Source organism: Psychrobacter sp. P2G3 (assembly GCF_001593285.1).
In the GTDB taxonomy this organism is placed as follows: domain Bacteria; phylum Pseudomonadota; class Gammaproteobacteria; order Pseudomonadales; family Moraxellaceae; genus Psychrobacter.
The window spans coordinates 1-23,861 of record NZ_CP012530.1 but is presented as its reverse complement, the minus strand read 5'-3'; the positions used below and the strand labels follow the sequence as shown (position 1 = coordinate 23,861).

Annotated in this window: 23 protein-coding genes and 1 pseudogene; 9 read left to right on the top strand and 15 right to left on the bottom strand. The window is 40.2% G+C overall.

Annotated elements, in window-relative coordinates:
• Positions 1–161 precede the first annotated feature (161 nt).
• Positions 162–536, bottom strand: coding sequence for a hypothetical protein (locus AK823_RS13735; RefSeq protein ID WP_068039641.1), 375 nt, complete (start codon positions 534–536; stop codon positions 162–164).
• Positions 537–996: 460 nt separating this feature from the next.
• Between AK823_RS13735 and AK823_RS13730 the strand changes: the two genes are divergently transcribed.
• The 5 genes and pseudogenes from AK823_RS13730 (at position 997) to AK823_RS13710 (ending at position 2,603) form a co-directional block, all read left to right on the top strand.
• Positions 997–1,407 carry a hypothetical protein gene (locus tag AK823_RS13730; RefSeq protein ID WP_068330396.1) on the top strand — a complete coding sequence of 137 codons (411 nt, stop codon included), beginning with the start codon at positions 997–999 and terminating at the stop codon, positions 1,405–1,407.
• A 65-nt stretch (positions 1,408–1,472) separates the two neighbouring features.
• Positions 1,473–1,748, top strand: a complete 276-nt coding sequence (locus AK823_RS13725; protein WP_068330394.1) for a hypothetical protein — start codon at positions 1,473–1,475, stop codon at positions 1,746–1,748.
• Positions 1,749–1,838: 90 nt separating this feature from the next.
• Positions 1,839–2,012: pseudogene (locus AK823_RS13720) on the top strand (type II toxin-antitoxin system RelB/DinJ family antitoxin); the annotation flags it as partial.
• 26 nt (positions 2,013–2,038) lie between these two features.
• Positions 2,039–2,320 carry a BrnT family toxin gene (locus AK823_RS13715; RefSeq protein WP_068330397.1) on the top strand — a complete coding sequence of 94 codons (282 nt, stop codon included), beginning with the start codon at positions 2,039–2,041 and terminating at the stop codon, positions 2,318–2,320.
• The gene (locus AK823_RS13710; RefSeq protein ID WP_068330390.1) at positions 2,307–2,603 is read left to right on the top strand and encodes a hypothetical protein; all 297 of its coding nucleotides are present in this window, start codon (positions 2,307–2,309) and stop codon (positions 2,601–2,603) included. Before AK823_RS13715 ends, AK823_RS13710 begins: the two co-directional genes overlap by 14 nt.
• A 17-nt stretch (positions 2,604–2,620) precedes the next feature.
• Here AK823_RS13710 and AK823_RS13705 read toward each other — a convergent pair whose 3' ends face one another.
• Positions 2,621–3,130: a plasmid replication DNA-binding protein gene (locus AK823_RS13705; protein ID WP_068330387.1), complete on the bottom strand. Its 510-nt coding sequence runs from the start codon at positions 3,128–3,130 to the stop codon at positions 2,621–2,623.
• Positions 3,131–3,632: 502 nt separating this feature from the next.
• On the opposite strand from AK823_RS13705, the gene AK823_RS13700 reads away from it, so the two are divergent.
• Positions 3,633–5,990: an AAA family ATPase gene (locus AK823_RS13700; RefSeq protein ID WP_068330385.1), complete on the top strand. Its 2,358-nt coding sequence runs from the start codon at positions 3,633–3,635 to the stop codon at positions 5,988–5,990.
• Positions 5,991–6,086: 96 nt separating this feature from the next.
• Here the strand turns inward: AK823_RS13700 and AK823_RS13695 are convergent, their stop codons facing one another.
• From AK823_RS13695 to AK823_RS13655, 9 genes are all read right to left on the bottom strand, one after another.
• Positions 6,087–6,578: a DUF1643 domain-containing protein gene (locus tag AK823_RS13695; RefSeq protein WP_068330384.1), complete on the bottom strand. Its 492-nt coding sequence runs from the start codon at positions 6,576–6,578 to the stop codon at positions 6,087–6,089.
• Between the two features lie 212 nt (positions 6,579–6,790).
• On the bottom strand, positions 6,791–7,423 hold the full coding sequence (locus AK823_RS13690) for a recombinase family protein (RefSeq protein ID WP_068330382.1): 633 nt from the start codon (positions 7,421–7,423) through the stop codon (positions 6,791–6,793).
• A gap of 365 nt (positions 7,424–7,788) precedes the next feature.
• Positions 7,789–8,121, bottom strand: a complete 333-nt coding sequence (locus AK823_RS13685; protein WP_041753506.1) for a DUF3817 domain-containing protein — start codon at positions 8,119–8,121, stop codon at positions 7,789–7,791.
• Between the two features lie 275 nt (positions 8,122–8,396).
• A complete protein-coding gene (gene lspA / locus AK823_RS13680; RefSeq protein ID WP_045455808.1) occupies positions 8,397–9,104 on the bottom strand; it encodes a signal peptidase II in 708 nt (235 codons plus the stop codon).
• A 141-nt stretch (positions 9,105–9,245) separates the two neighbouring features.
• A complete protein-coding gene (gene ccmI / locus AK823_RS13675; RefSeq protein WP_045455805.1) occupies positions 9,246–10,526 on the bottom strand; it encodes a c-type cytochrome biogenesis protein CcmI in 1,281 nt (426 codons plus the stop codon).
• Positions 10,523–11,092: a cytochrome c-type biogenesis protein gene (locus tag AK823_RS13670; protein ID WP_045455801.1), complete on the bottom strand. Its 570-nt coding sequence runs from the start codon at positions 11,090–11,092 to the stop codon at positions 10,523–10,525. The genes ccmI and AK823_RS13670 overlap by 4 nt, the downstream gene beginning before the upstream one ends.
• Positions 11,089–11,745 (bottom strand): DsbE family thiol:disulfide interchange protein, encoded by a 657-nt coding sequence (locus AK823_RS13665; protein WP_227670064.1) that lies wholly within the window; start codon positions 11,743–11,745, stop codon positions 11,089–11,091. Before AK823_RS13665 ends, AK823_RS13670 begins: the two co-directional genes overlap by 4 nt.
• 6 nt (positions 11,746–11,751) lie before the next feature.
• A complete protein-coding gene (locus AK823_RS13660; protein ID WP_068330380.1) occupies positions 11,752–13,800 on the bottom strand; it encodes a heme lyase CcmF/NrfE family subunit in 2,049 nt (682 codons plus the stop codon).
• 121 nt (positions 13,801–13,921) lie between these two features.
• Positions 13,922–16,123, bottom strand: a complete 2,202-nt coding sequence (locus tag AK823_RS13655) for a heavy metal translocating P-type ATPase (protein ID WP_068330378.1) — start codon at positions 16,121–16,123, stop codon at positions 13,922–13,924.
• Between the two features lie 142 nt (positions 16,124–16,265).
• On the opposite strand from AK823_RS13655, the gene cadR reads away from it, so the two are divergent.
• On the top strand, positions 16,266–16,676 hold the full coding sequence (cadR, locus tag AK823_RS13650; RefSeq protein WP_068330376.1) for a Cd(II)/Pb(II)-responsive transcriptional regulator: 411 nt from the start codon (positions 16,266–16,268) through the stop codon (positions 16,674–16,676).
• A gap of 147 nt (positions 16,677–16,823) precedes the next feature.
• On the opposite strand, the gene AK823_RS13645 is transcribed toward cadR, so the two are convergent.
• Both AK823_RS13645 and AK823_RS13640 read right to left on the bottom strand, forming a co-directional pair.
• Positions 16,824–17,546, bottom strand: coding sequence for a CHAP domain-containing protein (locus AK823_RS13645; RefSeq protein WP_068330374.1), 723 nt, complete (start codon positions 17,544–17,546; stop codon positions 16,824–16,826).
• A 797-nt stretch (positions 17,547–18,343) separates the two neighbouring features.
• Positions 18,344–18,994 (bottom strand): DUF411 domain-containing protein, encoded by a 651-nt coding sequence (locus AK823_RS13640; protein WP_068330369.1) that lies wholly within the window; start codon positions 18,992–18,994, stop codon positions 18,344–18,346.
• A gap of 239 nt (positions 18,995–19,233) precedes the next feature.
• On the opposite strand from AK823_RS13640, the gene lnt reads away from it, so the two are divergent.
• Positions 19,234–20,802 carry an apolipoprotein N-acyltransferase gene (gene lnt, locus AK823_RS13635; RefSeq protein WP_068330366.1) on the top strand — a complete coding sequence of 523 codons (1,569 nt, stop codon included), beginning with the start codon at positions 19,234–19,236 and terminating at the stop codon, positions 20,800–20,802.
• A 122-nt stretch (positions 20,803–20,924) separates the two neighbouring features.
• Here lnt and AK823_RS14375 read toward each other — a convergent pair whose 3' ends face one another.
• Positions 20,925–21,017, bottom strand: a complete 93-nt coding sequence (locus AK823_RS14375; protein WP_343286425.1) for an ImmA/IrrE family metallo-endopeptidase — start codon at positions 21,015–21,017, stop codon at positions 20,925–20,927.
• A 222-nt stretch (positions 21,018–21,239) separates the two neighbouring features.
• Between AK823_RS14375 and lgt the strand changes: the two genes are divergently transcribed.
• Positions 21,240–22,124: a prolipoprotein diacylglyceryl transferase gene (gene lgt / locus AK823_RS13630; protein ID WP_045455784.1), complete on the top strand. Its 885-nt coding sequence runs from the start codon at positions 21,240–21,242 to the stop codon at positions 22,122–22,124.
• A gap of 341 nt (positions 22,125–22,465) precedes the next feature.
• On the opposite strand, the gene repM is transcribed toward lgt, so the two are convergent.
• Positions 22,466–23,395: a replication initiation protein RepM gene (gene repM, locus AK823_RS13625; RefSeq protein ID WP_068330365.1), complete on the bottom strand. Its 930-nt coding sequence runs from the start codon at positions 23,393–23,395 to the stop codon at positions 22,466–22,468.
• Positions 23,396–23,861 lie beyond the last annotated feature (466 nt).

The window sequence follows — 23,861 nt, the reverse complement described above, 5'->3', positions numbered from 1 at the left end:
CAGTCCCATGGTTGTTCCTATCAACTAACATCTTCGGAAGATCGTTAGAATCACAGTAGTTTTTATGACTGTCCCACTAAGGATCAATCTCTGATCATCAAATGACTTCTCAAAAAAAAGCCCTTGTATCAGCTGATACAAGGGCAATATACATTTAATTATTAATCCAAACTATTGTGTGCCTTTATCCCAGCTTTGTTAACCAGTTTTTGAGCATTGGATACTTTGTTAGGTGCTGCCACCTCTCTTAATATTAATAACGATTCTAGCACTATCGGCATCAAAGCCTTGACCATATCATTCTGATTTGAGCTGCTCTCTACTGCCTTTATATCGTCGTCGTCCGACTGTAATAAGTATAGAATCTCACTAATATCTCCTTTCATAAACTTAAGATCTTCAAGAAAGCTATTGGTATCTGATTCCAATTTTTTCTTTAGGTAGACACCAGGAGATAATCCTTCCTCTGCTGCTATCGCTTCTAGTTTTAGGTAGACTTCAGGTTTTAATCTAAATGACACGGTAGGAGTGTACATAATTATCCTTGTTTACAAATTGTGGACAGTAATATACCATAAAAATCAGTGACTTAAATCTAATTTGTAAACATTTTGTGTACAGAAAAAAGCGTATTAAATCAGGTAAGTTGCTGATTTAATACGCTTTTTTTCATCCCAAGGGGGTGCGTATGGTGTAGTCATTAAATTGGATAATTTAATGACCAAAAAGCAGGTAGAAAAATCGGTTATTTTCTACCTGTCGTAAGCCTTTTTAGCTAAAAAGGTTTATAAGAGCGTTACGTTAGTAAATCGTTAGTTAAAAGTTAGCAAATCGTTAGCTAGATATGAGCAAATTATGAGCAATTACTGTATGATTGATTAAAAGTTAGCAAATCGTTAGCAAAAGGGTAGTAAATCGTTAGTTAAATATGAGCAATTTATGAGCGTTTTTATAATTGAGATAATTGACTTCAGGAATAGATGGAGATAGGTGTTTATGGCTAAGAGAACAAAGTTTTCCAAATTTCGTGATCTTTATGAGGTGATCGAAGAGCTGGCTGTTTCATATACCTATGAAGGTGTGGTTGAGATATTAGCTGAGCGCCATGACCTCATTCTAACGACTGGCACACTGACCAATTATCTTTACCGCTATAGAAAAGAATCAAAGGAATTATCTGTAGCTACAGATAATTCTAGTGGTAAGGTTGAGATTAAACATGAAGGTGCTGAACAAACTTTTGTTGATCTGAAAGGTGGTGAACCGATTCAAGAGAGCGTTACAGATATTGATGATGATTCTAAAAGTGATAACCAAGACGATGAAGAAATAGATCATGATGCGTTTTTAGAGAAAATGAAAAGAAAACTTGCAATCAAAAGCAATAAATCACTTTTTGATAAGTAAATTATTGATATCGAACTAAACGAAGATCCAATAAGAGACGTTCCCTAAATCTAAAGGAATAATTTATGAGCATGAGCGGTGTATCAGTAGCCAGTAATAAGAGCCTTCAACTTGAAGCCACCCAAGAAGCCTACAATAGAGCTGTCGTAAAGCTTAACTTGCTTTTGATTGAAGACAAGACCCATGAAGAAGACGTTAGGGCAAAATTAATTGAAGTGATGAAAGAGAGGAACAAACTAGGTAAATACTCTTTTTCTGATCTTTATGTCATGCAAAAAAGCATTGAAAAAACGGTTGATGATTTTCTTGCTGGGTTAAATGAGCAGTATGTCTCTGATTAGAGTGGCAAGAAGTAAAGAATATTAAAAATATTGAATTTTTAGTACTTATCGCTTATATTTGAAGTACATGTATAAGCGATAAGTACTGCTATGAGCACAACCAATTATAATATTCGTCTGGATCAAGAATTAAAAGACAAGGCGTTTTCGGTGCTTGAAGGCTATGGTTTAACGCCTTCGCAAGCGATTAAGTTATTTTTGCATCAGGTAGCAGAAACCAACAGCATACCGCTATCTTTTGATTATCAGACAATGCCTAGCACCAATATGCTTGAAGATGGTGATCAATGATTGAATTTGAATGGGATGAACAGAAAAATAGCAGTAATCAACGCAAACATGGCTTATCCTTTGAAGAAGCAGCTCGGGTATTTTTTGATCCTTTGTGTTTGCGTCAGCAAGATCGCTATGAAAATGGTGAAGAACGGTGGCAAGCGCTTGGTGCGGTGAATGGGGTGGCGGTATTACTGGTCGCTCATACTCAAAAAGATAGTGAGGGTGGTGAGGTTATTCGTATCATATCAGCACGACCTGCCACTAAGATTGAAAGGAGGTTTTATGAACAGGGTTAGCTATAAAGCAAATGAGCTACCGTCTTTAAGCGCTGAGCAAGAAGCAAACTTGCAACGATTGGCGGTGCTTTCAGATCATGATATTGATTTGTCTGATATGCCTGAAGTAACGGACTGGTCGGGTGCGACCCGTGGCAGTGTAGTGTCATCTGATTCTATGGTCGGTGCCAGTATCGTGAGTCCTAGTATCATTGCTAGATTCCAGGATAAAGCGAAAAAGACTGGTGGTAATTACCAAGATATGATTAACGATGCGCTAGAAGAGTATTTGTTAGATCATTAGTCGATAAAATCACAAGTCTAAAACGCCCACCACCTTTTTTTCTTCTCAACCGTAGCGACGGTTGAGTCGTCCGTTTTTTCTTTCTCTTGTTCAAGTGGCGGCTCATAGCTCTGCTCAGACTTTTTAAATTCTAGTAATCTGACTTGTGCAAAATCCTGAATACTGGCGTTGGCTTTATCCAGCGTTTTGTTCAACTGTGCTATCTGCTCTTGATAATTCTCTATCAACTTCTTTTGATCACTCACCTGTTGGCTGAGGTGTTCGTTTTTGAGCTTCTCAAGCGCTAATTGATGTTCAATGTCTGTATTATACTGAACACTTTGACTGTCCAGAGGTGTACTTTGAACACTGTTCACTGAACGTTCAGTACGTTTTTTTAAAATAGGCTCACCAAAAACGCGTAACATCTCAGATGGGTCTATCTTCTTATCTGAATGTCTGGAAAGCTCACCATTACTGATCTTCTGATAGATCGTCGTTCTTGAGACCCCCCATTCTTTTGCCGCTTTTGTCACCGATATGTTCATTGTTCACCTAGTGTTCAAGTGCGTTTTTAGAAAGTGTTCAGTACAACTGTCCAGAACGTTCAGTGAACAACTATGGCATTAACCTCGTCGATAGGCAAATCATAATCTTCAGTCAGTTATTAGGCTCAAAAACCACTAAGAGTATCACTGAGTCCTGCTGAAAATTCTGGATAAGTCTAAAAATCGGACAATTTATCTATATTAGAAAAATAGGTATAGAAAATCGGTTTTTTTATGCGTATTCGAATAACATCTATAAAAAATCTGGAATATTATATATATCTTAAGAGGTATTCATGGACACGTATCAGATTATCCCTTTACTGATCCTTGGTATGGAAGCACTAGAAATCAGAGGGATATTCAAAAAAATTTCATCGGCTAATCGTTATTTCATCCTTAGTCAGGGGGACTTAACCATTTTGCCAAAAAAATATTTCTTTAAACTATAGTTTAACTAAGTGGTAGCATAAATAGAATTTTACTTGGGAGGCAACTGGATATGATTACAAGAGTTACGTTAATTGAGAACACAGGTAACTATCAAAAATTCTCTGATGGTAACGTGAATTTTAATCCTGTAACTATTATTTATGGTGAAAACAGGAATGGAAAAAGTACTTTTTGCGATATATTTCACTCGCTCGCTTTAAATGACCCCAAAATAATTATGGACAGAAAATCAATAAATCCATCTAACGTGATGAGCCAAGCACAGCAAAAAATAAAAATTCAGTTTTCTACTGATGACGATAGAAAAAAAATTGTAGCCTTTACAAATGATTCTTGGGATTCTCATCTTCCTGATAACTACCAATTACATGTTTTTGACCAAGCTTTCATTTACAGAAATGTTATGGCAGGTATGACATACAACAGAGACAACTCTAAAAATATTTCAAGCTATATTTTAGGTGAAAATTCAGTAAAATTTGAAGAATTAGAGATTGATAATCAGAAGCTAAGAGGGGTTAGGGAATCAATAAGAACACTTACCAGCAAGTTTCATTCCCATAAAATACATAACATCGATGATTTTATAGCTTCTCCCTTATCACTATTATCTCTTATAGAGATTGATGCAGAAATCAAAAATTCTAAGGAATCACAGCAAAGAATTAGTACTCAGATCACCAATACTATTCAAGTTAGCAGAAGATCAAATCTTGAGGGGATGATCAGGCATAGAGCTATAGATACGGAGCTAAAGTCTATAAATGACTGTCTAGGCTTCAATATGGATAATGTGCACGAAGCTTCTAAAGAAGCTGTTGCTAATCACAAGATGAAAGTTGACAGCCCAAACCTATTTGATACTTGGGCTGCTAAAGGCATTACTCACCTAAAAGATGATTGTCCTTTTTGTGGACAGGAATTAAAGCGAGAAGCTCAGTTCTTGATTGAAAACTATCAAACTGCTTTCGATGATAATTTCCAAAATTTCGTAGCTCAAACGAAATCAAAAGCTAACTCTCTAAAAAGAAAGTCTTTGATCAGTACAAATATAGAAGATATTAGAGAGAAACATGATAGGAATTTAGCATTTTTAGATACTTATATTGAAGCTGATATTAGAAGTGAATTAGAGTCACACGACTATATAAATCAGTTGATGAGCTGTTTTCAGAGCATAGAACTAGCCTTATCTGATTTATATCATGCTAATAATAGTGTCGCTAAAACTATAGAAAACGATCTCAATTACAAATACGAAGTTCCTTACAATTCACTTCCCCCTATAGATTTTACGCAACTAAAGAGCAAGTTCTCTATATTTGATGATTCAATCGCTGAATATAACAGCGTTAAAGATAAAATTAACATAGAACTAGATCGATTTAAGGCATTACAGAATACCGCAGTACTACAGAATTTAGTGGATACTGAGGTAGATGCAGAGAAATTACTTCTATCTCAAAGGAAAAGACGTGATATGAACGAGGATTGCATAGAATTTTCTGGTTTATGCTCTGATTTGCAAGCAGCTGAGGATGAATATAAAGATCGCAAGGCCAAGCTGGAGGAAGATCAAGAAGAATTCTTGAACAATTATTTTGATGAGATAAACAGAATTTTCTCTAGCATTGGAACGAAGAATTTTGAAATATCTAGAGGTACTAACAATATTGGAACTAGAACTGTCTATGAATTAAAAGTCTCTTTTAAGGGAGAGAGTATAAATAAAGATAAGTTTCATTGCATATTTAGTGAATCAGATCGCAGAGCGCTAGCTCTTTCTGTTTACTTCGCCAAAATTAATAAGCTACCTGAGGATGAGAGACTGAAAGCTATTTTAATTATGGATGATCCTGTTACTAGTTTTGACAGTGAGAGAATTACCAGTATTTTAGGAATACTATATAGATTAAAATCTCGTGTTAAACAATTGATTGTTACTACACATTATAAAGGTATGGCTTCATCTATGATGATGAAGTTCAGTAAGGAAGCTAGTGCTATAAAGATCATTCAAACACAGAATGGATCAATACTAAAGCAGGCAACTGAAGCTGAAATGACTGAAACAGCACATAATAAACGCTACAATGAAATAATGGATTTTGTAGAACGTAGGACAAATGAAGATAAAATAGAACAACTACGTGTATTCGTCGAAGCTGAGATGAGAAGTCGCTATAAACGACAGCTTATCTCACTTAATTTAAACGAAAAAAGTAAATTTAATGATTGTTTAAAAGCCCTCAAAGATAAGGACTATATTACAGAAAGTAGTTTTCTGTCACTTGATGATCTTCGAGGTTCGCTAAATGTTCCATCACATAATATACAACATAGATCTCTTGAAGACTCCAGATCTTATGCAGAAGATATGATGAAAACTATATACAACGAAATTTGAAAGAGCTTTGGAGACCTTCCTGAAATTTGTGTAAGTATGGCTAAAAGCTAGTGACACAGAATTTGGGTTGGTCTCAACCACTTATAACAGACTGCTTTAGCGAGTCGGAGGATATTCGTATAGTGTTGGCTTAGTTGAACCACGAACGTATAAAGGGTGTTTAGGCTCACCATTTTTATTTATATCTAAGCAGTATAATTTATCTTGCCCCGTATTTTTTAATATTTCTCTTACATGATTAGCTCTATCTCTGTGAAGACCATCATTCCCCCAACAAACAATAATTTTATCCACCTTAGATAGCTTGGCTAAATAGTTATCGTTTTCTGACCCAATAGGATCGTCTTGTGCCTTCATATTAGTTGGGTCTGTAGCACGATAAGCAAACACATTAAACATGTACATCCCACCTGCCCCCCAAGATTTCGCAAAATCTATGCACCGATTAATAGTCTTATCATTATCAACCTCATCAGCTGTTGATGGATTTAAAGCTATAAAAGCTACTAGCGATTTCTCTTCATCCCATATACGCTTCAATGAGTATCTATATTTCCCGCACTCCGATATTTTTGCATCTGTTTTCATATTTGAATTTCCTTATACAAGATAACCTAGTTAACAACAACACTAATTATAGGGAAAACCGGCTGTTTTGGTTCTTTTTATGGACTCCAATTACCCACGCTCACGAGTCAGTCACGATAATAAAATAATGAGTATATCTCAGCGGAACCCTCTAAAAAGGCTCATTAATCCATTAATAGACTACTCATAGCATACTACTGTAATAAAACCACTTAATGAGTAGTGATTAGTCTCGATATTTCCTTGGCCACATCAGCGATCAAATGCCGTGAGCACTTGGCCATTTTTTGAATATCAGAATAACTATGACCTGATTTGAGTAGACTAGCGATGATCTGGCGCTTTTCGATATCTTTTTTACGTCCTGAATACTTACCTTCTGCCTTAGCACGAGCAATACCTTGCATCTGACGGTTACGGCGATCCTCATAGTCTTTTCTAGCAATGGCTGCGAGCATATCCAGCATCATCGAGTTAATGGCCTGTAATACACTGCTCATAAATTCAGTGCTGCTTTCAGATTGAAGCGCCATATATGAGGTCGGCAGCTCTTTTGATACGATAGAGAGCTTTTTCTCTGATAGCATTCTTTTGAGCGTATCCCAATCAGCTTGGTTCAAACGTGCCAAGCGATCAATCTGCTCAACTAATATAACATCGCCCTTATGAGCATCTTCGATCAGCTGCATAAGCTTGGGTCGCACCAAGATAGCTCCTGATTCGTTTTCGACATAGAAGGCAGCAATCTTGTGGCCATAATCGTTGGCAAATGCTATAAGTTCGCTTTTGGCACGCTTAGCGTCTTGTTCTTTGGTAGAAGCTCGTAGATACGCTCTGATAAACATAAACACCTAAAATAGTCTGTTATAAGTGGTTCCATTATAGCAGTCTGTTTTAAGTGGTCTGTTAATAGGTTTGAAGGGTGAAATGACTGGTTCCCTTGGGGTATACCCTACGATAACAGGAAATCCATCGCGGATGACAAAACCTATTTAGTTTTTAAACGATATGGATTGGTCGATAGCGTGTAAGATAAGTTGGAAAAACGAGTAGAGTATTGAATCATCCATACTGGGCTTAAAATGAATTTTTTTTGTGAGTAATTTCTGCTCGATGTTATTCATTTGTCGCCATCTGAGTCATGGCGACTTCTGATTCAATCAGAGAAAGCAATTTTGAGCAATAAGGCATGCTTGCAGCAGGGTTTGTTCTAGGCTTCTTTACTTACGCTTTTTTGTAGATTCTTTTTTAGTAAATGATCAAATATGAACGGGCCAAATGGTAAGAGTGATCCGAGTACGCCCGCAGGTATTGCCCAACGAGGAATTTTTACTTTGATAGCTGTGCCTACAAGTACTACGATATAGACAATGAATAGTACACCGTGCGCCATACCGATATATTTTACACCTTCTGGAATGTCCATCATATATTTTAGTGGCATGGCGATGAAGAGCAATAATAAGAAAGAGGTGCCTTCTAGGTAGCCTATAAGGGTAAGACTTTTTAACGCGGTCTCTTGTTTTTTTCTAAGGCTGTGAATTTTTTCAATAGTTGGCTGAGCCTGTGACACTATATTTTCCTTTTGTTATTATCAATAAAGAATTTATGGATTATTCAATGTCTCTATAATAATGGCTCTACGCAGAGCTTTTAAGTATTGGGTTTTAAGACCTAAAATGAGTGAGTACCTATACCAGTCATACATTACCTTCCAGTTCACATTTTATAAACATACTCAAGTATAAAAAGTATTTTTCCGTATAGAGTGACTACGACGCTAGTTCATTTTGTTTGTGATAATCGGCATCAATGTGCTTATTTATTACGCTTACTTTCTAAAAATATCATGTCAATTATAATCAATGCGACACCGACACAGACACCTATATCTGCAACATTGAAAATAGGATAATTCCAGACATCAGCATAATGCACATGGATAAAGTCAACCACTTTGCCAATTCTTAAACGATCGATTAAGTTGCCAATCGCACCGCCAAGCACTAAGGCCAACCCCATAGACAATAGCTTGGCTGTACGTGGCGCTTTGATTAAATAAATCGTTAAAAAGATAGCCATTACAAAAGCTAAGCCTGAGAAAAACCATTTCTGCCAACCGCCAGCGTCGGCTAAAAAGCTAAATGCTGCCCCATAGTTATAAGCGAGTGTCCAGTTGAGAAATGGTTCAATGACCGGTACGGGGTCATTGAACGCTAATTTGGTTTGGGCCAACCACTTAGTCCATTGATCAAGTATTAATACCATTATCGCCAACAAATACCAGATAAAAGCGCGACTGCCATTGGCAACCATTTTTGGCATTTTATCCAACTTACCTTTAGGTGTTATCGAGTTGCCTGAAGTCACGTACATAGCTTTAGGCGTATGATTCATGGTTTTAGAGTCAATCGATTGATGAGTACTACTCACAGCTATAGGTACTTTATTGTCAGCAATATTAGTACTAGCCGATTCAACGCTATTCAATTTAGTACTATCTAATCTGTCGGTAGATTCAGTCATAGTTGTTTTCTTTATCTGTGTTTATACAATGAACAATGTTAAACGTATATGTTTTTGGTATACGACTATTAATCGCGCCACTTTTATAAACGGCGCCACTTACCGCTCTGGTGTTATGAAACTTACGGTAATAATTTTTTATTAGGGAATCTGTTGATTGATTTCAACATTAACCTGAGTCTGTTCAGCGCTAATCACTATAGGATTACCCGATAAGTCGCCTGACTCTGCTATGGCATTACCGCTATGACTAATACGAGCAACGACTGCTAACTGAGTTTTGTCACTACGAGCTGAATTTAACGTGCGATCTGGCATCATCGCATCAAGATTGCTTAAGCGGATACTGGCCTCACCTTGCTTGATAATACTAATGGGTAAACGTTTGGCGGCAAACGGTGGACCTCCTTTAACTTCACGTATCGCAACAAACAACACATCATCAGCTTTCACTAACGGTAATAAATTAGCGTTAATTTTCACTGTCACGTCAATACCTTCTAGCGCTTGCTTTTCTTGCGTGCTAACGTAGTTGCTTAACTCATCTAAGCTTGCTAAAGCTTTAGTATGATCACCTGGTTTGGCCACAATGCTGCCTTGTAAGCGTTTAATCCAACCTTGCGCTTGGGCAAAGTTACTACTACGAGTCTCACCCATTGCCATGAGCATTTGAGCCCGTTCATGTTGCGGATTTTTAGCTAATATAGCTTGTAATACACGGCGAATATTAGCGTCTAACTGACCTTCATTAACAAAAAAACTAGTCTGAGCATAAGTAGTAGCAATCTCCTCGTTATCAGGTGCTAAACGATAGGCACGCGATAAGGCTTCTAACGCAGAGTCAGTCGCCTCCATAGATAAGAAAAGCTCGGATAGGCGCATCCAGCGATTAGGATCATCAGCATTACGATGAACATTGGTTTGCATGGCGCTAATCAGTTGACGACCATCTTCAAACGCCCATGATGGCGGCTTGTCAATTTTAGCTGTCAATAGGTCGTCAGCCACTTGTCCTACTTTGTCCTCGCTTGTCCACAAATCAAACACGGGCGTACGATTGCCTATTAGTAAATACGCCATTGCAGCCAATATTGGGATCCAAGCTGCGACAATTAAACGGCTTTTGACATCAGGGGTGACCATAGGTGTTATCTGACGCTGCGCATCTAATAGCTGACGCTCAAGCTCCAGCTTTTGATTTTGATAATGGCTATTATTAATAGTACCGCTGTCTTTATCTGTTTGTAGCTCAGCTAAACGTTCGCGAAATACTGCAACATTAATATCTAGCAGTTGATTGTCTATTGGTTTGGACTGCAAACGCGGTGCTCGTAGCCATGGCATAATAGCAATCAGCGCAAATATAAGAGCAATCAGCAAGCTTAGAGTTACAAATAAGCCAAAAGTAGAAAATAGGGTCATTTTTTGTCCTCTAGGCTAGTAATATCGTGGTCGACATTCTCAGCTTGCGATAATAGACGATCAAGCTCAGCCTTTTCCGCAGAGGTCAAGGCAGCAGTACTGTTCACTGTAACGCCGTTTTGGCCACGGGCGACAACTTGGCGACGCTTACTTTGCCAAAACCAGCCGATGATTAAGACGAGCAATAATAGTGGTGGAAAAAACCATAGGATCCATGTCGATGGTCGCATAGGCGGCTTGTAGCTAATAAAGTCACCGTAGCGCTCTTGCATATAGGCGCGTATTTCAGCATCACTACGTCTATCTTTAATTAAATCATAGACTTTTTGCTTTAGATCCTGTGCAATCGGTGCATCAGAGGCTGCAAGGTTTTGATTTTGGCATTTTGGGCAGCGAAACTCTTCTATTAATCCACGATACTGAGCTTCTTGCTGTGGTGAGTCAAAATCGTATACGTCAATAGCTGCGTTTGCCGTCATGTTAAGCAGACACGCTAGTATTAAGCTTGCTAGTTTTAAAACTATATTGGGTTTTAGTTGAGGAGCTCTTATTCGAGTAACGTTCATTTGCACATCTCCTCAACCTGAATGAGATCAGGACTATCGTTGTTCTTATTAGCCTCATTAAGTACGGTCAGGCACGGCTTAACACGCTGTTGCCAATTGGCTTCATTAATCTCACCAACAATATGCTGACGAATGATGCCATCTCCATCCACAACAAAGGTTTCGGGCGCACCAGTTATGCCTAAGTCTAGAGCAAACTGACCCAATGAATCCTGAATAGACATAGAAAATGGATCACCGCCTCGGTTTAAGTAACTGAGCGCATTACCAATCTCATCCTTATAATTCACACCAACGATATCAACGCCGCGCTCTTCTAGTTGCATTAAAAACGGATGCTCAATAACGCAAGTTGGGCACCATGAGCCCCAAACATTAAGTAAAAACGGCTTATCTGGCAAATTATCATTGGTGATAGTACGGGTAGTATCTGCTAATAACGGCAGCTCAAAGGCAGGAACCGGACGCTCAAGAGCGGTATTGGTCACAATATTTGTTGGTTTACCTAAGCGCATATACAATATCACTACTAATCCAAAAAAGAGGATAAGCGGAATTAAGAACCATAGCTTCGTCTGCTTTTTTTTCATTGTCTTTGGGTTACGCTGCTTACTGTTTTGGCTATCTTTTTGCTCAGGAGTATTATTCGACATAGTCATTTATTTCTCCTTTAGTGTCGACATCGTCGATGCTGAGATTGACTGCTCAATAGCTATCTCATTGACTCTATCAGTAGCCAGATTACCAGTAACTAGCAACGGAGCTTTAACTTTTTTGATGCGGTATCGTTTATCAAGCATGCTAATTAATCCACCTAGAGCCATGATAATTGCCCCTAACCAAATCCAGCGAATTAATGGTTTTACATAAATCCTTAATGCCCATTGGTTACTACCATCGGCAATAGGTTCGCCCAGTGCGACATAAACATCGCGCATTAGGCTAGCATCAATGGCCGCCTCAGTGGTCGGCATAGTGCTAATGATATAAGTACGCTTTTCTGGAGTCAGTTTCGCCACTTCACGACCGTTTTTGGATACCACGACTTGCGCCTGCGTTGCATCAAAGTTACTACCCTTTATTTCAAAAAATTCAGTTACTTCAAAATCGTAACCTTGAACATTGACTGTATCGCCAATACCCATTGCTACGTCTCGCTCAATACTCAAACTACTAGTAAAGGCTATGCCAATGACAGCAACCAGTACGCCAATATGAGCAGTCTGTTGACCCCAATAGCTCAGACGCAACTGCCGCAAACCGTTAAAAAGATTAGGCGCATTCTTAGTTTTATCTTTAAAATCAACTGCCATCCATAGCAGTACCCAAAAGCTAACGGCTAAAGTCACACCAATATTAAGCATAGACGATGGATTAACAAAGTAAGTAATAACGGCGGCTAATACTAAGCTACTAACGGCGATGACCATGCCTATACCCAGTAGTGGACGGGTGTCTTTTTTCCAGCGAATATTTGAGCCCATACCCATAGCTATTAATAACAGCCACGTTAAAGGTACAAATAATGCATTAAAATAAGGAGGGCCAACGGACACTTGTCCTAAACCAAAGGCATCAGCGATAATAGGATAGAGGGTGCCGAGCAGCACCACTAAGGTTGCAATCAAAATGATGGCGTTGTTGATCACTAAAAAGGACTCACGTGAAATCAGCTGATATTGGCTTTCAACGGTTAAACGCCAACCGCGAACGGCAAACATTAATAGACCACTACCGATGATAATGCCAAGAATAGCTAAGATGACCAAACCACGCGTCGGATCAGCGGCAAACGAATGCACTGAGGTAAGGACTCCAGAGCGTACCAGGAACGTGCCAAGCAAGCTTAAGGCAAAGGCGAAAATAGCCAGCATGATGGTCCATGCTTTAAACACCCCGCGCTTTTCAGTGACTGCTAATGAATGCAGCAATGCTAAGCCGACAAGCCAAGGCATAAACGAGGCGTTCTCTACCGGATCCCAAAACCACCAACCGCCCCAGCCAAGCTCGTAGTAGGCCCACCACGAGCCCAGTGCAATACCAATGGTCAAAAATCCCCAAGCCGCGAGCGCCCATGGACGTGACCAGCGTGTCCAAGCAGCATCTAAACGCCCTTCCCACAATGCCGCCATACAAAATGCAAAAGGCACTACCATACCCACATAGCCCATATATAACATGGGCGGATGAATAATCAGACCGAAATCTTGTAGGACAGGATTTAAATCAGCGCCATCGACCGCTAGATTGGGTAAGGTACGTTCAAATGGTGACGAGGTAAATATCAGCATTGTTAGCATCATTAACTGTACACCGGCCAAAATAACTAATACCCGCGCACGCATTGATAACGGCAAGCCGCGACTAAAGTATGATACCAGTGCACACCATGTGGCCATGATGGTCATCCATAGCAGCAAAGAGCCCTCGTGTCCGCCCCATGTCGCCGATAATTTATAGTACCAAGGCAACAGCGTATTGGAATGCTGCGCGACGTAACTGAGGCTAAAATCATTATAATAAAAACCTGCTATCAAAGCGCCAAATGACGTTATCATGGCGGCAAACTGTGCCCAAGCTAAGCTAGGGGCTAGTCGTTGCCAAGCAACTTGGTTACGAATAACACCAATAGTTGGCAGAATTACCTGCAATAACGCCAATACAAAAGCGGTAAGCAAGGCAAAATAGCCCAATTCTGTAATCAACATACGGTCTAACCTTATTTACTCTAATGCGGTTGCAGTTTACTGTGGCGGTGGAATTTTTATTATTAGAACCCACCCCCGAAATCTGCTGCTATCTCTAGTTTTTAATTGATTTCGAAGGGTTTTATTTAACTACTTTAGGCGCAGTTACCAATGGAGGCGCGCCTTTAAAGCGCAGTAAACGTAACGCATTGAGAGTAACGAGCACTGTTGCTCCAGCATCAGCTAGAACCGCAATCCATAGTCCAGTAATGCCGAATACGGTCGTGATCAAAAAGACGCCTTTGAGACCCAAGGCGAAAATGACGTTCTGATGAATATTGGTCATAGTGGCGCGCGACAGTGCGATGAGATGAGCCATGTCCGTAACACGACTTTTCAATAATGCAATGTCGGCCGTCTCAATGGCCACATCAGTACCGCCACCCATTGCGATGCCAACATCAGCGGTTGCTAGCGCTGGCGCATCGTTAATACCATCACCCACCATCGCTATTTTGCTGTTATTCTTCATCTCGTTAAGCAAGCGCAGTTTGTCCTCAGGCAACAGCTCAGCTTCCCATTCCACATCTAAATTACTGGCAAGTGCTTGAGCGGTTAAGCGGTTGTCGCCTGTGAGCATAACAGAGCGCACACCCATCGCTTTAAGCTGAGCCACACCTTCATGAGCGTCGTCTCGTAACTCATCTCTTAGTGCGACCAATCCAAGCACTTCTCGACTTTGCTCATCAAACAGCACTGAGACGGTCTTACCCTCATTTTGCAGCGCCTCGATTTGTGCCTGTTGCTCGGCTGAAATTGATGCCTCATCTGCGGCATAAACAGGCGAACCGATAGCTAGCGCGCGCCCAGCGATAGTTGCGTGTACCGCTTTACCCGCAGTAGCAGAAGCTTTAGAAGCCACAGGTATGACAATTTTGGCGGCTTCAGCATGACTGACAATGGCTTCAGCAAGCGGGTGACTAGAACCTGTCTCCACACTGGCAAAGAGCGCCAATACCTCATCTTGACCTTGAGAACCCTGATCCTGAGAACTTAGGTACTCTTGAGTGAAAGCAACAATGTCAGTAACGCGTGGCTTACCCTCAGTTAAAGTGCCTGTCTTGTCAAAAGCGACTGTCTTTACTTTGCCGATGGTTTCTAAAGCACTACCCCCTTTAATCAGCAAGCCGCGGCGCGCACCGACCGCCAGACCAGAAGCAATGGCAGCTGGTGTGGATAGCACAAGGGCACAGGGACAGGCAATTAGCAATAGTGCCAAACCGCGATACAACCAAGTTCCCCAATCTCCGCCCATCGCTAACGGCGGAACGATGATAATTAGGGCGGCAATAGCCATCACAGCCGGTGTATAGTAACGACTGAATTTCTCAATAAAACGGGCAGTGGGTGCTTTGGAGGCTTGGGCTTGCTCTACCAGCTCAATAATTTTTGCAATGGTGTTATCGGCGGCTGTTTTTTCTACGCGCACTTGTAGCACACCATCAATGTTAATTGACCCTGCGAATACATTGTCACCCATCGTCTTGGCAACGGGAACCGATTCCCCCGTCACGGGCGAATCATCAAGGCTAGACGCACCTTGAACAATGGATCCATCAGCAGATACTCTATCGCCAGGGCGCACCAGTACAAGGTCATTCACTTGTAGCGAGGCCGCTGGAACGTCGCGCTGCCCACCTTGAGTATCAAGTAAAATGGCGGTTTTTGGCACCAGCGACGCTAAAGCTCTAATGCCAGCACGAGCGCGATCAGCAGCGATACTCTCAAACAGCTCCCCGATTGAGAACAAGAAGACAACCGCTGCGGCCTCTTCAGCTTCACCAATGATAAGAGCGCCAAGCACGGCGACGGACATCAGCGTTTCAATTGAAAAGAATGAACCTGTTTTAGCCAGTGCTAAGGCTTTGCGCGCAAATGGAAAAACGCCTACAATCACGGCGATGGCAAACACCCATATCCCATAAGCGGGGAACAGTAGTGACAGTGCATAAGCGCTGCCCATCAAAATACCGAGACCAACAACCTGTTTGCCTTTTTGAGTTTGCCACCACCGCTTATCCTGCGGAGCCATCTGATTGTCGCTGTCAATATCAATAGCCGATACAGTTTGTTGACCAGTATTGGCAGAGATGCCGAACCCTAGGCTTTTGATTGTTTTTTCGATATCACTAGCCTGAGTCGGCGCACCAGGGGTCAAGCTTAGCTCTAGCGTTTCTGTAGCAAAATTTAGCTCAACATCAGAAACCCCAGGCATACGTTTCAAAGCTGTTTCAATCTTGCCGATGCAACTGGCGCAGTCCATACCTTCAATATGATATTTCATAATAATTTACCCTTTGAATAATGATATTATGAACCCTCTAGTGGCTTTAGAGTCAAGGTTATTTATCTACAGTTTCGTAATTTTAATTTATCTAGCGCCAGTCTTTACAGCCACTTTAATCATTTAAATCATAGAGGTTGTTATGACAATCAAAATTGGTGAGCTCGCTAAACGCACAGGTGCCACAGTGGAAACCATTCGCCATTACGAAAAGGAGCACTTATTACCTGAGCCTTCTCGCAGCGCAGGGAATTATCGTTTATATAATGAAGAGCACATTGAGCGTCTACAATTTATCCTACACTGCCGTACGCTTGACATGGCTTTAGACGAAGTAAGAATCTTACTTGAATACTGGGAGGAACCTGATAAAGACTGTGGTGATGTGAACTTATTACTAGATAAGCAAATTTATGCTGTAGAAATACGAATGGAAAAACTGATGCACTTAAAGCAGCACTTGACTGTTTTGCGCCAGAAATGTGCAAGTAGTGCACCAGCCGTATCATGTGGGATATTAAAAGCTCTTGCCGATAATTCTTGTCATGAGTAATGATATCAGTAGTGTCTATTTCTGAATGATCAAATCATGAAAGGTTAAATACGCCCTGATGTTAAGCACAAAAAAACCCAGCAATGATAGTAATACCACTACTGGGTTGGAGGAAACAATAACTATGTTGTGCTGACTTATCAGGTCTTATTTATCATTCATAGCAAGGTAGATATTTCGATCTGATGCGGATGCGTCATCCACGTATTTTGAATCGCGCCATGTGGTATAAGCATAGACACCACTGTATGGACTGATACTGTTCTGACGGAAATCAGAAATCCAATCTTTGCCATCAAAGATTTGAATATGGCCATGTGGACGCTTTGATGAGCGATCATAGACAATAACATCACCTACTTGGGTTGGCATATCATTGCTAATTTTGCTAAAACCTGCTTTATCAAGCGTGCCACGAGTGGCGTACTGATAGGCTGAAGGATTCGGGGTAAACTCATAACCTGCTGATTGTAGTGCTTTACGTACGTAACGGGCACAATATCCAGAGCTACCAGATAGAGCCACTCGTGAAGCACGAGCAGCAGCGATAGCGGGGGCTGAATTGCTATCAGGAACTGTATTGACTTGCTGCTGTTGTTTTTCAGCGTATAAGCGGCTGTTCAGCGATGAAAGCTGATTCTCTTTTTGCTTGGCCTGCGCACTTAGGTTGCTAATTGCTTGACTGATTTCATCATTATTAGAAACATAAGAACCACTGCTAGTGCTATAGATGTTTTTTGATGAACCGTAGTTTGATGCCACAGAAGTATTGGTGATGGTATTATTTGTTTGAGAGATTGTGATAGCAGCACCACTCGTTTGTGCTATGCCCATACCCAGTACTGACAAAATCAATAAAGCCTGTTTCATAAATCTAATACCTACGGTTAATTCAAAATGGTCTGTTATCAACAACAGCGCAGTCAATTAAATTTCAACAACTCAAGTATATATACGTCATAGTGACTGATACTTCTGCTGCATATTATTCATATAAAAAATGATTATTGGCGATCACAGCATCATTGAAGTCTTACGAAGCTGTTGCAAATCAAGCTGCTGACCAAAACATAAAGCCGACTTTAGCATAGGCTGTTTAGCCTGTCATCACCCTTAAAAACCTCAAAAATACTTTTTTGATGTTGAAAAAATTGCTAATATTCCACATTTTACAATGTAAGTTTGTGTAACATGTACATAATATAGCTGACTAAATTGACAACAATTTCTACTGTTTTATAAGCAAAAAAACGTCCGAGGGTTAAATCTAAATTATAGATTTAACCCTCGGACGTTTTTTTATTGGATGAAGTAATTACCCTATATAGGGTCTAACTAATTATTAAGATAATATAATAATTTATAATATTAATATAGATGTTAATTCCCTACTGGCTTATGTAATATTACGTAATTGTTTCGATACACTCTGTATATTCTTGTATTAGTCCTTAGTTATCTATCCATTTTAAGGATAAATAATCGATAAATTAGCTTACATTGTCATCAAAAGTTACAAATTCAAAGTTATTTTAGCTATTAAAGTCTCAATAGCTAATGAGATTTTTGATGAAGAATCAATTTATAAGTAATAGAACAGTCTTATACCTTTCTCATTTACTTTTAACGCTAACGCTATAATCAAAGTATTCTTAACTGCTAACACATTATAATTGCTGCTCTACCGATTCGATATCAGCATAAACTTGGGTCGTCCCGTCTTTATTGAGCTGCATAACCTGATAGGGCATGAATTTATTTTGATACTCCATACCTGGGCTACCAACAGGCATGCCAGGTACGGCAAGACCCATAGCTTGTACTGGCGGATTTTCTAAAAACTGCGCCATATACTTAGCAGGTACATGACCTTCAAAGACGTAATCATCAGTAGTGACTACAGTATGGCAAGAACGCATCTCATTTGGAACGCTGTAGCGCTCTTTAAATACGGCTAAGTCCGCAACATCTTGCGCGGTTGCACTTAGACCATTATCTTCTGCATGACTTATCCATTCTTTACAGCAGCCGCAATTGGCATCTTTATAGACAGTGGCTGAGACGTTTTTTAGTAGGTCTGGTTTACTTACTGACATTGTCATCATGTGAGCACTTTTAGCGTTTGGTTCATCTTCCTTTAAAGTGACAGCTGTTGCATTTTCGGTTGTTACTGATGTTGTGCTTGCATCAGATACGCCACTACTCGGTTGGCTACAAGCAAATAGTGATGAGGCGGCAAGTAATACTAACGTACTACGCAACCCCTTAGACAGATGACGATTGAATATAAGACTGGATTTTATTTTTAAGGGGGTCATAGTGCTCTCTCATGTACTGTAAATATTGTGAGCTATAGAAGGCCAAGTAACACTTCATATCGTTTGGTAATGTAGCATAATAACCCATCAAACGGAGTACGTAAATTTATCCATTGAGCAGTGCGGACTGGTATCATAAGCAGTTTTTATTTTGAAATGCTGCCTGTAGTATTAACGGGTCTATCTGAGTTTTGGATTTTGACTAAAAATTCAAGGCTCATAATTTTGGATAATTTGCGATGCGCCTGTCTACTATTAATCTACAAAAGCGTTTGAGTACTCAATCAAATCAATTACCGCTATGGTTTACGCTAGTAGCAGCATGGCTTGCAGGGGCTATTTTCTTATTTGCGCTAGCGCCTTATGGGTTCTGGCCGCTAGCAATAGTGTCACCAGCGATTTTATATGCGCTGTTGGTACCAAGTATGAGTGGTCGTCGCGCTTTTATTATCGGTGAAGCTTACGGTATGGGGTTATGGTGCGTCGGCGGCTTTTGGCTCTATACTGCCATCAATGATTATAGCGATACTCCAACGTGGCTCGCATTGATTATGATTGCATTGATGGGTCTCGGTATGGGACTGTTTCATGGATTTTTAGCACTAGTCTTTAACCGTATGGTAGGCAAACAACCCTTTTCATTTGCTGCTCTTTGGGTGCTACAAGAATGGTTAAAAACTTGGTTATTCACAGGCTTTCCGTGGCTGTTTGTTGGTTATGCATTTACTGAAGAGTATTGGTTATCGTCCTTAGCACCCGTTGCTGGTGTTTTTGCCGTCTCTTTTGTTGCCATACTATTGGCTGCAAGTTTAGTAGAGCTACTGCTTCGGCGCAGTAGTTATGCCGTCGTTTCTGTACTGTTATTAGCCATTAGCACATCATTATGGCTGGTCAATCCGCAATGGACAAAACCTAAGGGCACACCTGATCTGTCAGTGTCATTGATTCAAGGTAATATTTCACAAGATATAAAGTGGCTGACTCAATATCAAGTAGAAACGCTAAAGATTTATGCGAAGTTAACGCGCACTGAGTGGGGACGTGATGTTGTGGTGTGGCCTGAATCATCTATTCCGATGTTTCAGGATGAGGCTGCGGGCTTTATTAGTGAAATGATAGAAATGGCCAATGCGACCAATACGACATGGATAACTGGTATCCCTTATAAGGATAAAGCGGCATTCAATGCCAGTACGGATAAGTATCCCCCATTTTACAATAGCGTGATTGCTCGAGGTGTAGAAGCGGAAGGCCTATACAAGAAGCAGCGTCTGGTGCCTTTTGGAGAGTATATTCCATTTGAAGGCGTGCTCGATATTTTCCCAAGTTTGGCCGGTAGTCAGGATATTAAGAGCTATAGTCGTGGTAGTGATCAGCAGTCACCGCTACAGGTGCGTGGACACAATATAGGGACAGCTATCTGTTATGAGGTAGCTTATCCAGATACCACGCGTAAAAATGCAATCGATACTGACTTTTTGTTGACCGTCTCTAACGATGCCTGGTTTGGCACTTCAGCAGGACCATTGCAACATTTGCAAATGGTACAAATGCGCGCTCTTGAGAACGGGCGCTGGTTTATTCGAGCGACCAATACTGGTGTTACCGCTATCATTAACCATAAAGGTCGTATTGTAAAACGCGCACCGCAGTTTGAGCGTACTGTACTACGTGGTGAGATACAGGCACGGGTTGGTAACACTCCCTTTATGCTTATGGGAAATTATCCTATCTTGATAATAATAGCGCTGCTATTACTACTGAGCTATTTTGGCAAAGGTCTAACCACACTTAGAAGACGAGGGTAATAGTAAACTTAATCATAATAATTTAATCCGCATAAATTTTATTGTAGGATTCATGTTTCAGCTGCTTTAGACTCTAAGTCTTGATCAAGCGGTTCTACGAAACTTTCAGATATTATCATGCTTTAGATATCTCTAACCAAATGACCATATTCGTGACATGCATCGAATCTACTTTTCTCCATAGTTTTTTGGTTATTCAAAAAGATAAAAGGCATTCACGCCTCAGTTGGTTGATTAGATTTAGGGAGAATATCACATTGCTGGGATAATTTTTTTTCGCTTGCTGCGCGCAAGCCAAACAGATGCTTCGAAATATTTATTCCAGCACCACGTTATGATCGTTGACACTCTTTTGTTTTGAACAGACGGTCGTGTTCGCAAGGGTCAAATTTTGCTATTATGACCAACATTTTATTATCAATAATTATGATACCTTTATGATGATTCATCCTCAGTATGATCCCGTTGCGCTGTCTTTGGGTCCAGTAGAAGTGAACTGGTATGGTTTAATGTACCTGCTGGCATTTGCCGCCGCTTATGGTCTGGCTTGGTATCGTAGTACCAAACGCGACAATTGGACCACCGATATGGTGTCTGATTTGGTCTTTTATGGGGCGCTTGGCGTTATTTTAGGCGGTCGGATTGGCTATGTGCTGTTTTATCAATTCGGCGAGCTACTACAAAACCCCGCATACCTATTAAAGGTTTGGGAAGGCGGTATGTCTTTCCACGGCGGCTTTATTGGCGTCATGATAGGTATGTGGTTCTTTGCGCGTAAATACAAAAAAACCACCTTTCAAGTATTCGATTTTATCGTTCCTTGCGTGCCAACTGGCTTACTGTTTGGTCGTATCGGTAATTATATCAATGGTGAACTATGGGGGCGCGTATCAGACGGTGGCTATAATTGGCTGACCTACTTTCCGCAAGCCGCTGCCTTTGATATGGAGCAATTACAGAGCAATCCACAATTGCAAGAATTAATGATTGAGGTTAATGGTCAGTACATACTGCCTCGTCATCCATCGCAACTATATGAAGCCTTCGCCGAAGGTCTGCTGCTATTTATCTTTTTATGGTGGTACTCATCAAAGCCGCGTCCACGTATGGCCGCTTCTGCCGTGTTCTTACTGGGCTACGGTATCAGCCGCTTTATCATTGAATTCTTCCGTCAGCCAGATGCTGATCAAGGATTTATCCTTTTAGGTTGGATGACCAAAGGACAAATATTAAGCGCACCGATGATTATCGCTGGCTTAATTATGCTGATTTACGCTTATAAACGTGGTATCTATGATTGGGGTAAGCAGTCTGCTTATTAGGTATGAGAGACAATCATGTATGAACTAATAAAAATGAACGCTGTGCTAACAAGATACATTCCTTTGTGAAACTGATATCTATGTTAGAGTAAGATTTTTTTATTCCTAAAGCCAATCTGTTTAGTGACAACTGGGAGGTAAGCCTTCATTAAAGGCGATCTTATATTTAATAGGTACAGCGACTAATTAAAAAGATGGATATGCCGCCATTTCATCTTGAAAGGTACACTGCTATGTACACTGAGCTGCTATGAGTATTTTGACTACTGACATCAATAGCTTGCAGCTTGATATTCAAGTCCTCACTAGGGAACCGAACCGATCAAACGCACTCATAAGCCCTAGTAATCAAGATACTCTCTGATAGGACGCTTCTTAAACTGTGAAGCATCTTTTTTGAGACGATTAATCATTTCAAACTCCCACGCCTTAGGGTCTTGTCCTGCTGGACTAGTAGAGCTAACCAAGTGGTTATAATCAGCAATGAACTGCTTGTTACGTGTGATACGCCCCAGCTGCTTATCGTTCAATCCTTCGACGGTAAACATATCGCTTTTATCAGTCTCAATTTTCGCAGTAATTTTTACTTTATCTTTCTTTACTTTGAACTTAAATGTAAAGCCTGTAATGACACGTCCTTGCTTGTGCTGTTCATATTCAGCAGTAATATCAGTGTGTTGATTGATTTGAGTGATTGCCAAATCTAAAACCCGTCTTTTGAAAGCCTCTAACCTAGAATATTCATCAATTAAGCCTAAGTTATTGCGTAACTCTTCAAGGGTTATCGTAACTTTCCCAACACTTCTCCAGCTTACTAAAATCTCATATAGCCTTGTTGCATAGGTATTTAGACTTTTCACCTGCTCAAGCTCATAGCTGGTGAAATTCTTTTCCAAACGAGTAATGAGAGGCACTACTTCAGGAGCAAAGCGTAATTTCACTACTCCTGCCCCTTCGACATAAGAAATACCACTTACCCAACGCACTACCCTTTTTTCAGGTTTATTACGTTTTTCATCATGTACAGTGTAAGTTACCTGTCTATTAAAAAGGGTTTGTGTAGCTTCTGAAAGCATGGAATAAGCATTGTTTACATCAATATCGAAACGATCTGCGTAATGCTGAGCATGGACTTCTAAAAACGTGTCTGTATCAATACCTTGCCCCGTTTCTCTAGCTTCAACGATTGCAAGCAACATTATTCTTTGCTCAACTAAGCCAAGCGAGTAACTAGCGTTAATCAATGAGTTATCTTTAACAACTAACTTCATAGAAACCTCTAAATTTTATATTCATTAGATAGTCACATACAAAACCCGAATAAGCAACAATTAATAATTAGTTGCTTTAATCAGGGTAAACGTTGCTTTATAGCAGGGTAAACGTTGCTTTATAGCAGGGTAAACGTTGCTTTATAGCAGGGTAAACGTTGCTTTACGTCCTCTGAAAGCCCCTAATAACAAGGCTTTCAGAGGACGTAAAAGCTTTTAAAAGTATTTAAAAACATTAAAAACCTTTTTGGTTATTAATAATTAGAATGACAAAAGAAAAAGCCGGTAAATATAGCAATCCATTCAATACTAGTAATTTCAAATAATTTAAAAAGAGAGATCAAAACCCTAGTCAAATAGAGATAATAACAGCCTGTTAAGCTCGCTATGAGGTTCTAAGTATCGTTTGGTACAGTTGCTAGGTAAAATTTTTTTAACCTACTTAGACGGCTTATATGAGCTTATA

Bases quoted from the DNA above. Each gene is read 5' to 3' on its own strand.
- AK823_RS13730 (WP_068330396.1), top strand. From the start codon at position 997: ATGGCTAAGAGAACAAAGTTTTCCAAATTTCGTGATCTTTATGAGGTG.
- repM (WP_068330365.1), bottom strand. From the start codon at position 23,395: ATGAAGTTAGTTGTTAAAGATAACTCATTGATTAACGCTAGTTACTCG.
- cadR (WP_068330376.1), top strand. From the start codon at position 16,266: ATGACAATCAAAATTGGTGAGCTCGCTAAACGCACAGGTGCCACAGTG.
- AK823_RS13700 (WP_068330385.1), top strand. From the start codon at position 3,633: ATGATTACAAGAGTTACGTTAATTGAGAACACAGGTAACTATCAAAAA.
- AK823_RS13710 (WP_068330390.1), top strand. From the start codon at position 2,307: ATGAACAGGGTTAGCTATAAAGCAAATGAGCTACCGTCTTTAAGCGCT.
- AK823_RS13655 (WP_068330378.1), bottom strand. From the start codon at position 16,123: ATGAAATATCATATTGAAGGTATGGACTGCGCCAGTTGCATCGGCAAG.
- AK823_RS14375 (WP_343286425.1), bottom strand. From the start codon at position 21,017: ATGCCTTTTATCTTTTTGAATAACCAAAAAACTATGGAGAAAAGTAGA.
- AK823_RS13690 (WP_068330382.1), bottom strand. From the start codon at position 7,423: ATGTTTATCAGAGCGTATCTACGAGCTTCTACCAAAGAACAAGACGCT.
- AK823_RS13725 (WP_068330394.1), top strand. From the start codon at position 1,473: ATGAGCATGAGCGGTGTATCAGTAGCCAGTAATAAGAGCCTTCAACTT.
- AK823_RS13735 (WP_068039641.1), bottom strand. From the start codon at position 536: ATGTACACTCCTACCGTGTCATTTAGATTAAAACCTGAAGTCTACCTA.
- AK823_RS13660 (WP_068330380.1), bottom strand. From the start codon at position 13,800: ATGTTGATTACAGAATTGGGCTATTTTGCCTTGCTTACCGCTTTTGTA.
- AK823_RS13665 (WP_227670064.1), bottom strand. From the start codon at position 11,745: ATGTCGAATAATACTCCTGAGCAAAAAGATAGCCAAAACAGTAAGCAG.
- ccmI (WP_045455805.1), bottom strand. From the start codon at position 10,526: ATGACCCTATTTTCTACTTTTGGCTTATTTGTAACTCTAAGCTTGCTG.
- AK823_RS13640 (WP_068330369.1), bottom strand. From the start codon at position 18,994: ATGACCCCCTTAAAAATAAAATCCAGTCTTATATTCAATCGTCATCTG.
- lgt (WP_045455784.1), top strand. From the start codon at position 21,240: ATGATGATTCATCCTCAGTATGATCCCGTTGCGCTGTCTTTGGGTCCA.
- lspA (WP_045455808.1), bottom strand. From the start codon at position 9,104: ATGACTGAATCTACCGACAGATTAGATAGTACTAAATTGAATAGCGTT.
- AK823_RS13695 (WP_068330384.1), bottom strand. From the start codon at position 6,578: ATGAAAACAGATGCAAAAATATCGGAGTGCGGGAAATATAGATACTCA.
- lnt (WP_068330366.1), top strand. From the start codon at position 19,234: ATGCGCCTGTCTACTATTAATCTACAAAAGCGTTTGAGTACTCAATCA.
- AK823_RS13670 (WP_045455801.1), bottom strand. From the start codon at position 11,092: ATGAACGTTACTCGAATAAGAGCTCCTCAACTAAAACCCAATATAGTT.
- AK823_RS13705 (WP_068330387.1), bottom strand. From the start codon at position 3,130: ATGAACATATCGGTGACAAAAGCGGCAAAAGAATGGGGGGTCTCAAGA.
- AK823_RS13645 (WP_068330374.1), bottom strand. From the start codon at position 17,546: ATGAAACAGGCTTTATTGATTTTGTCAGTACTGGGTATGGGCATAGCA.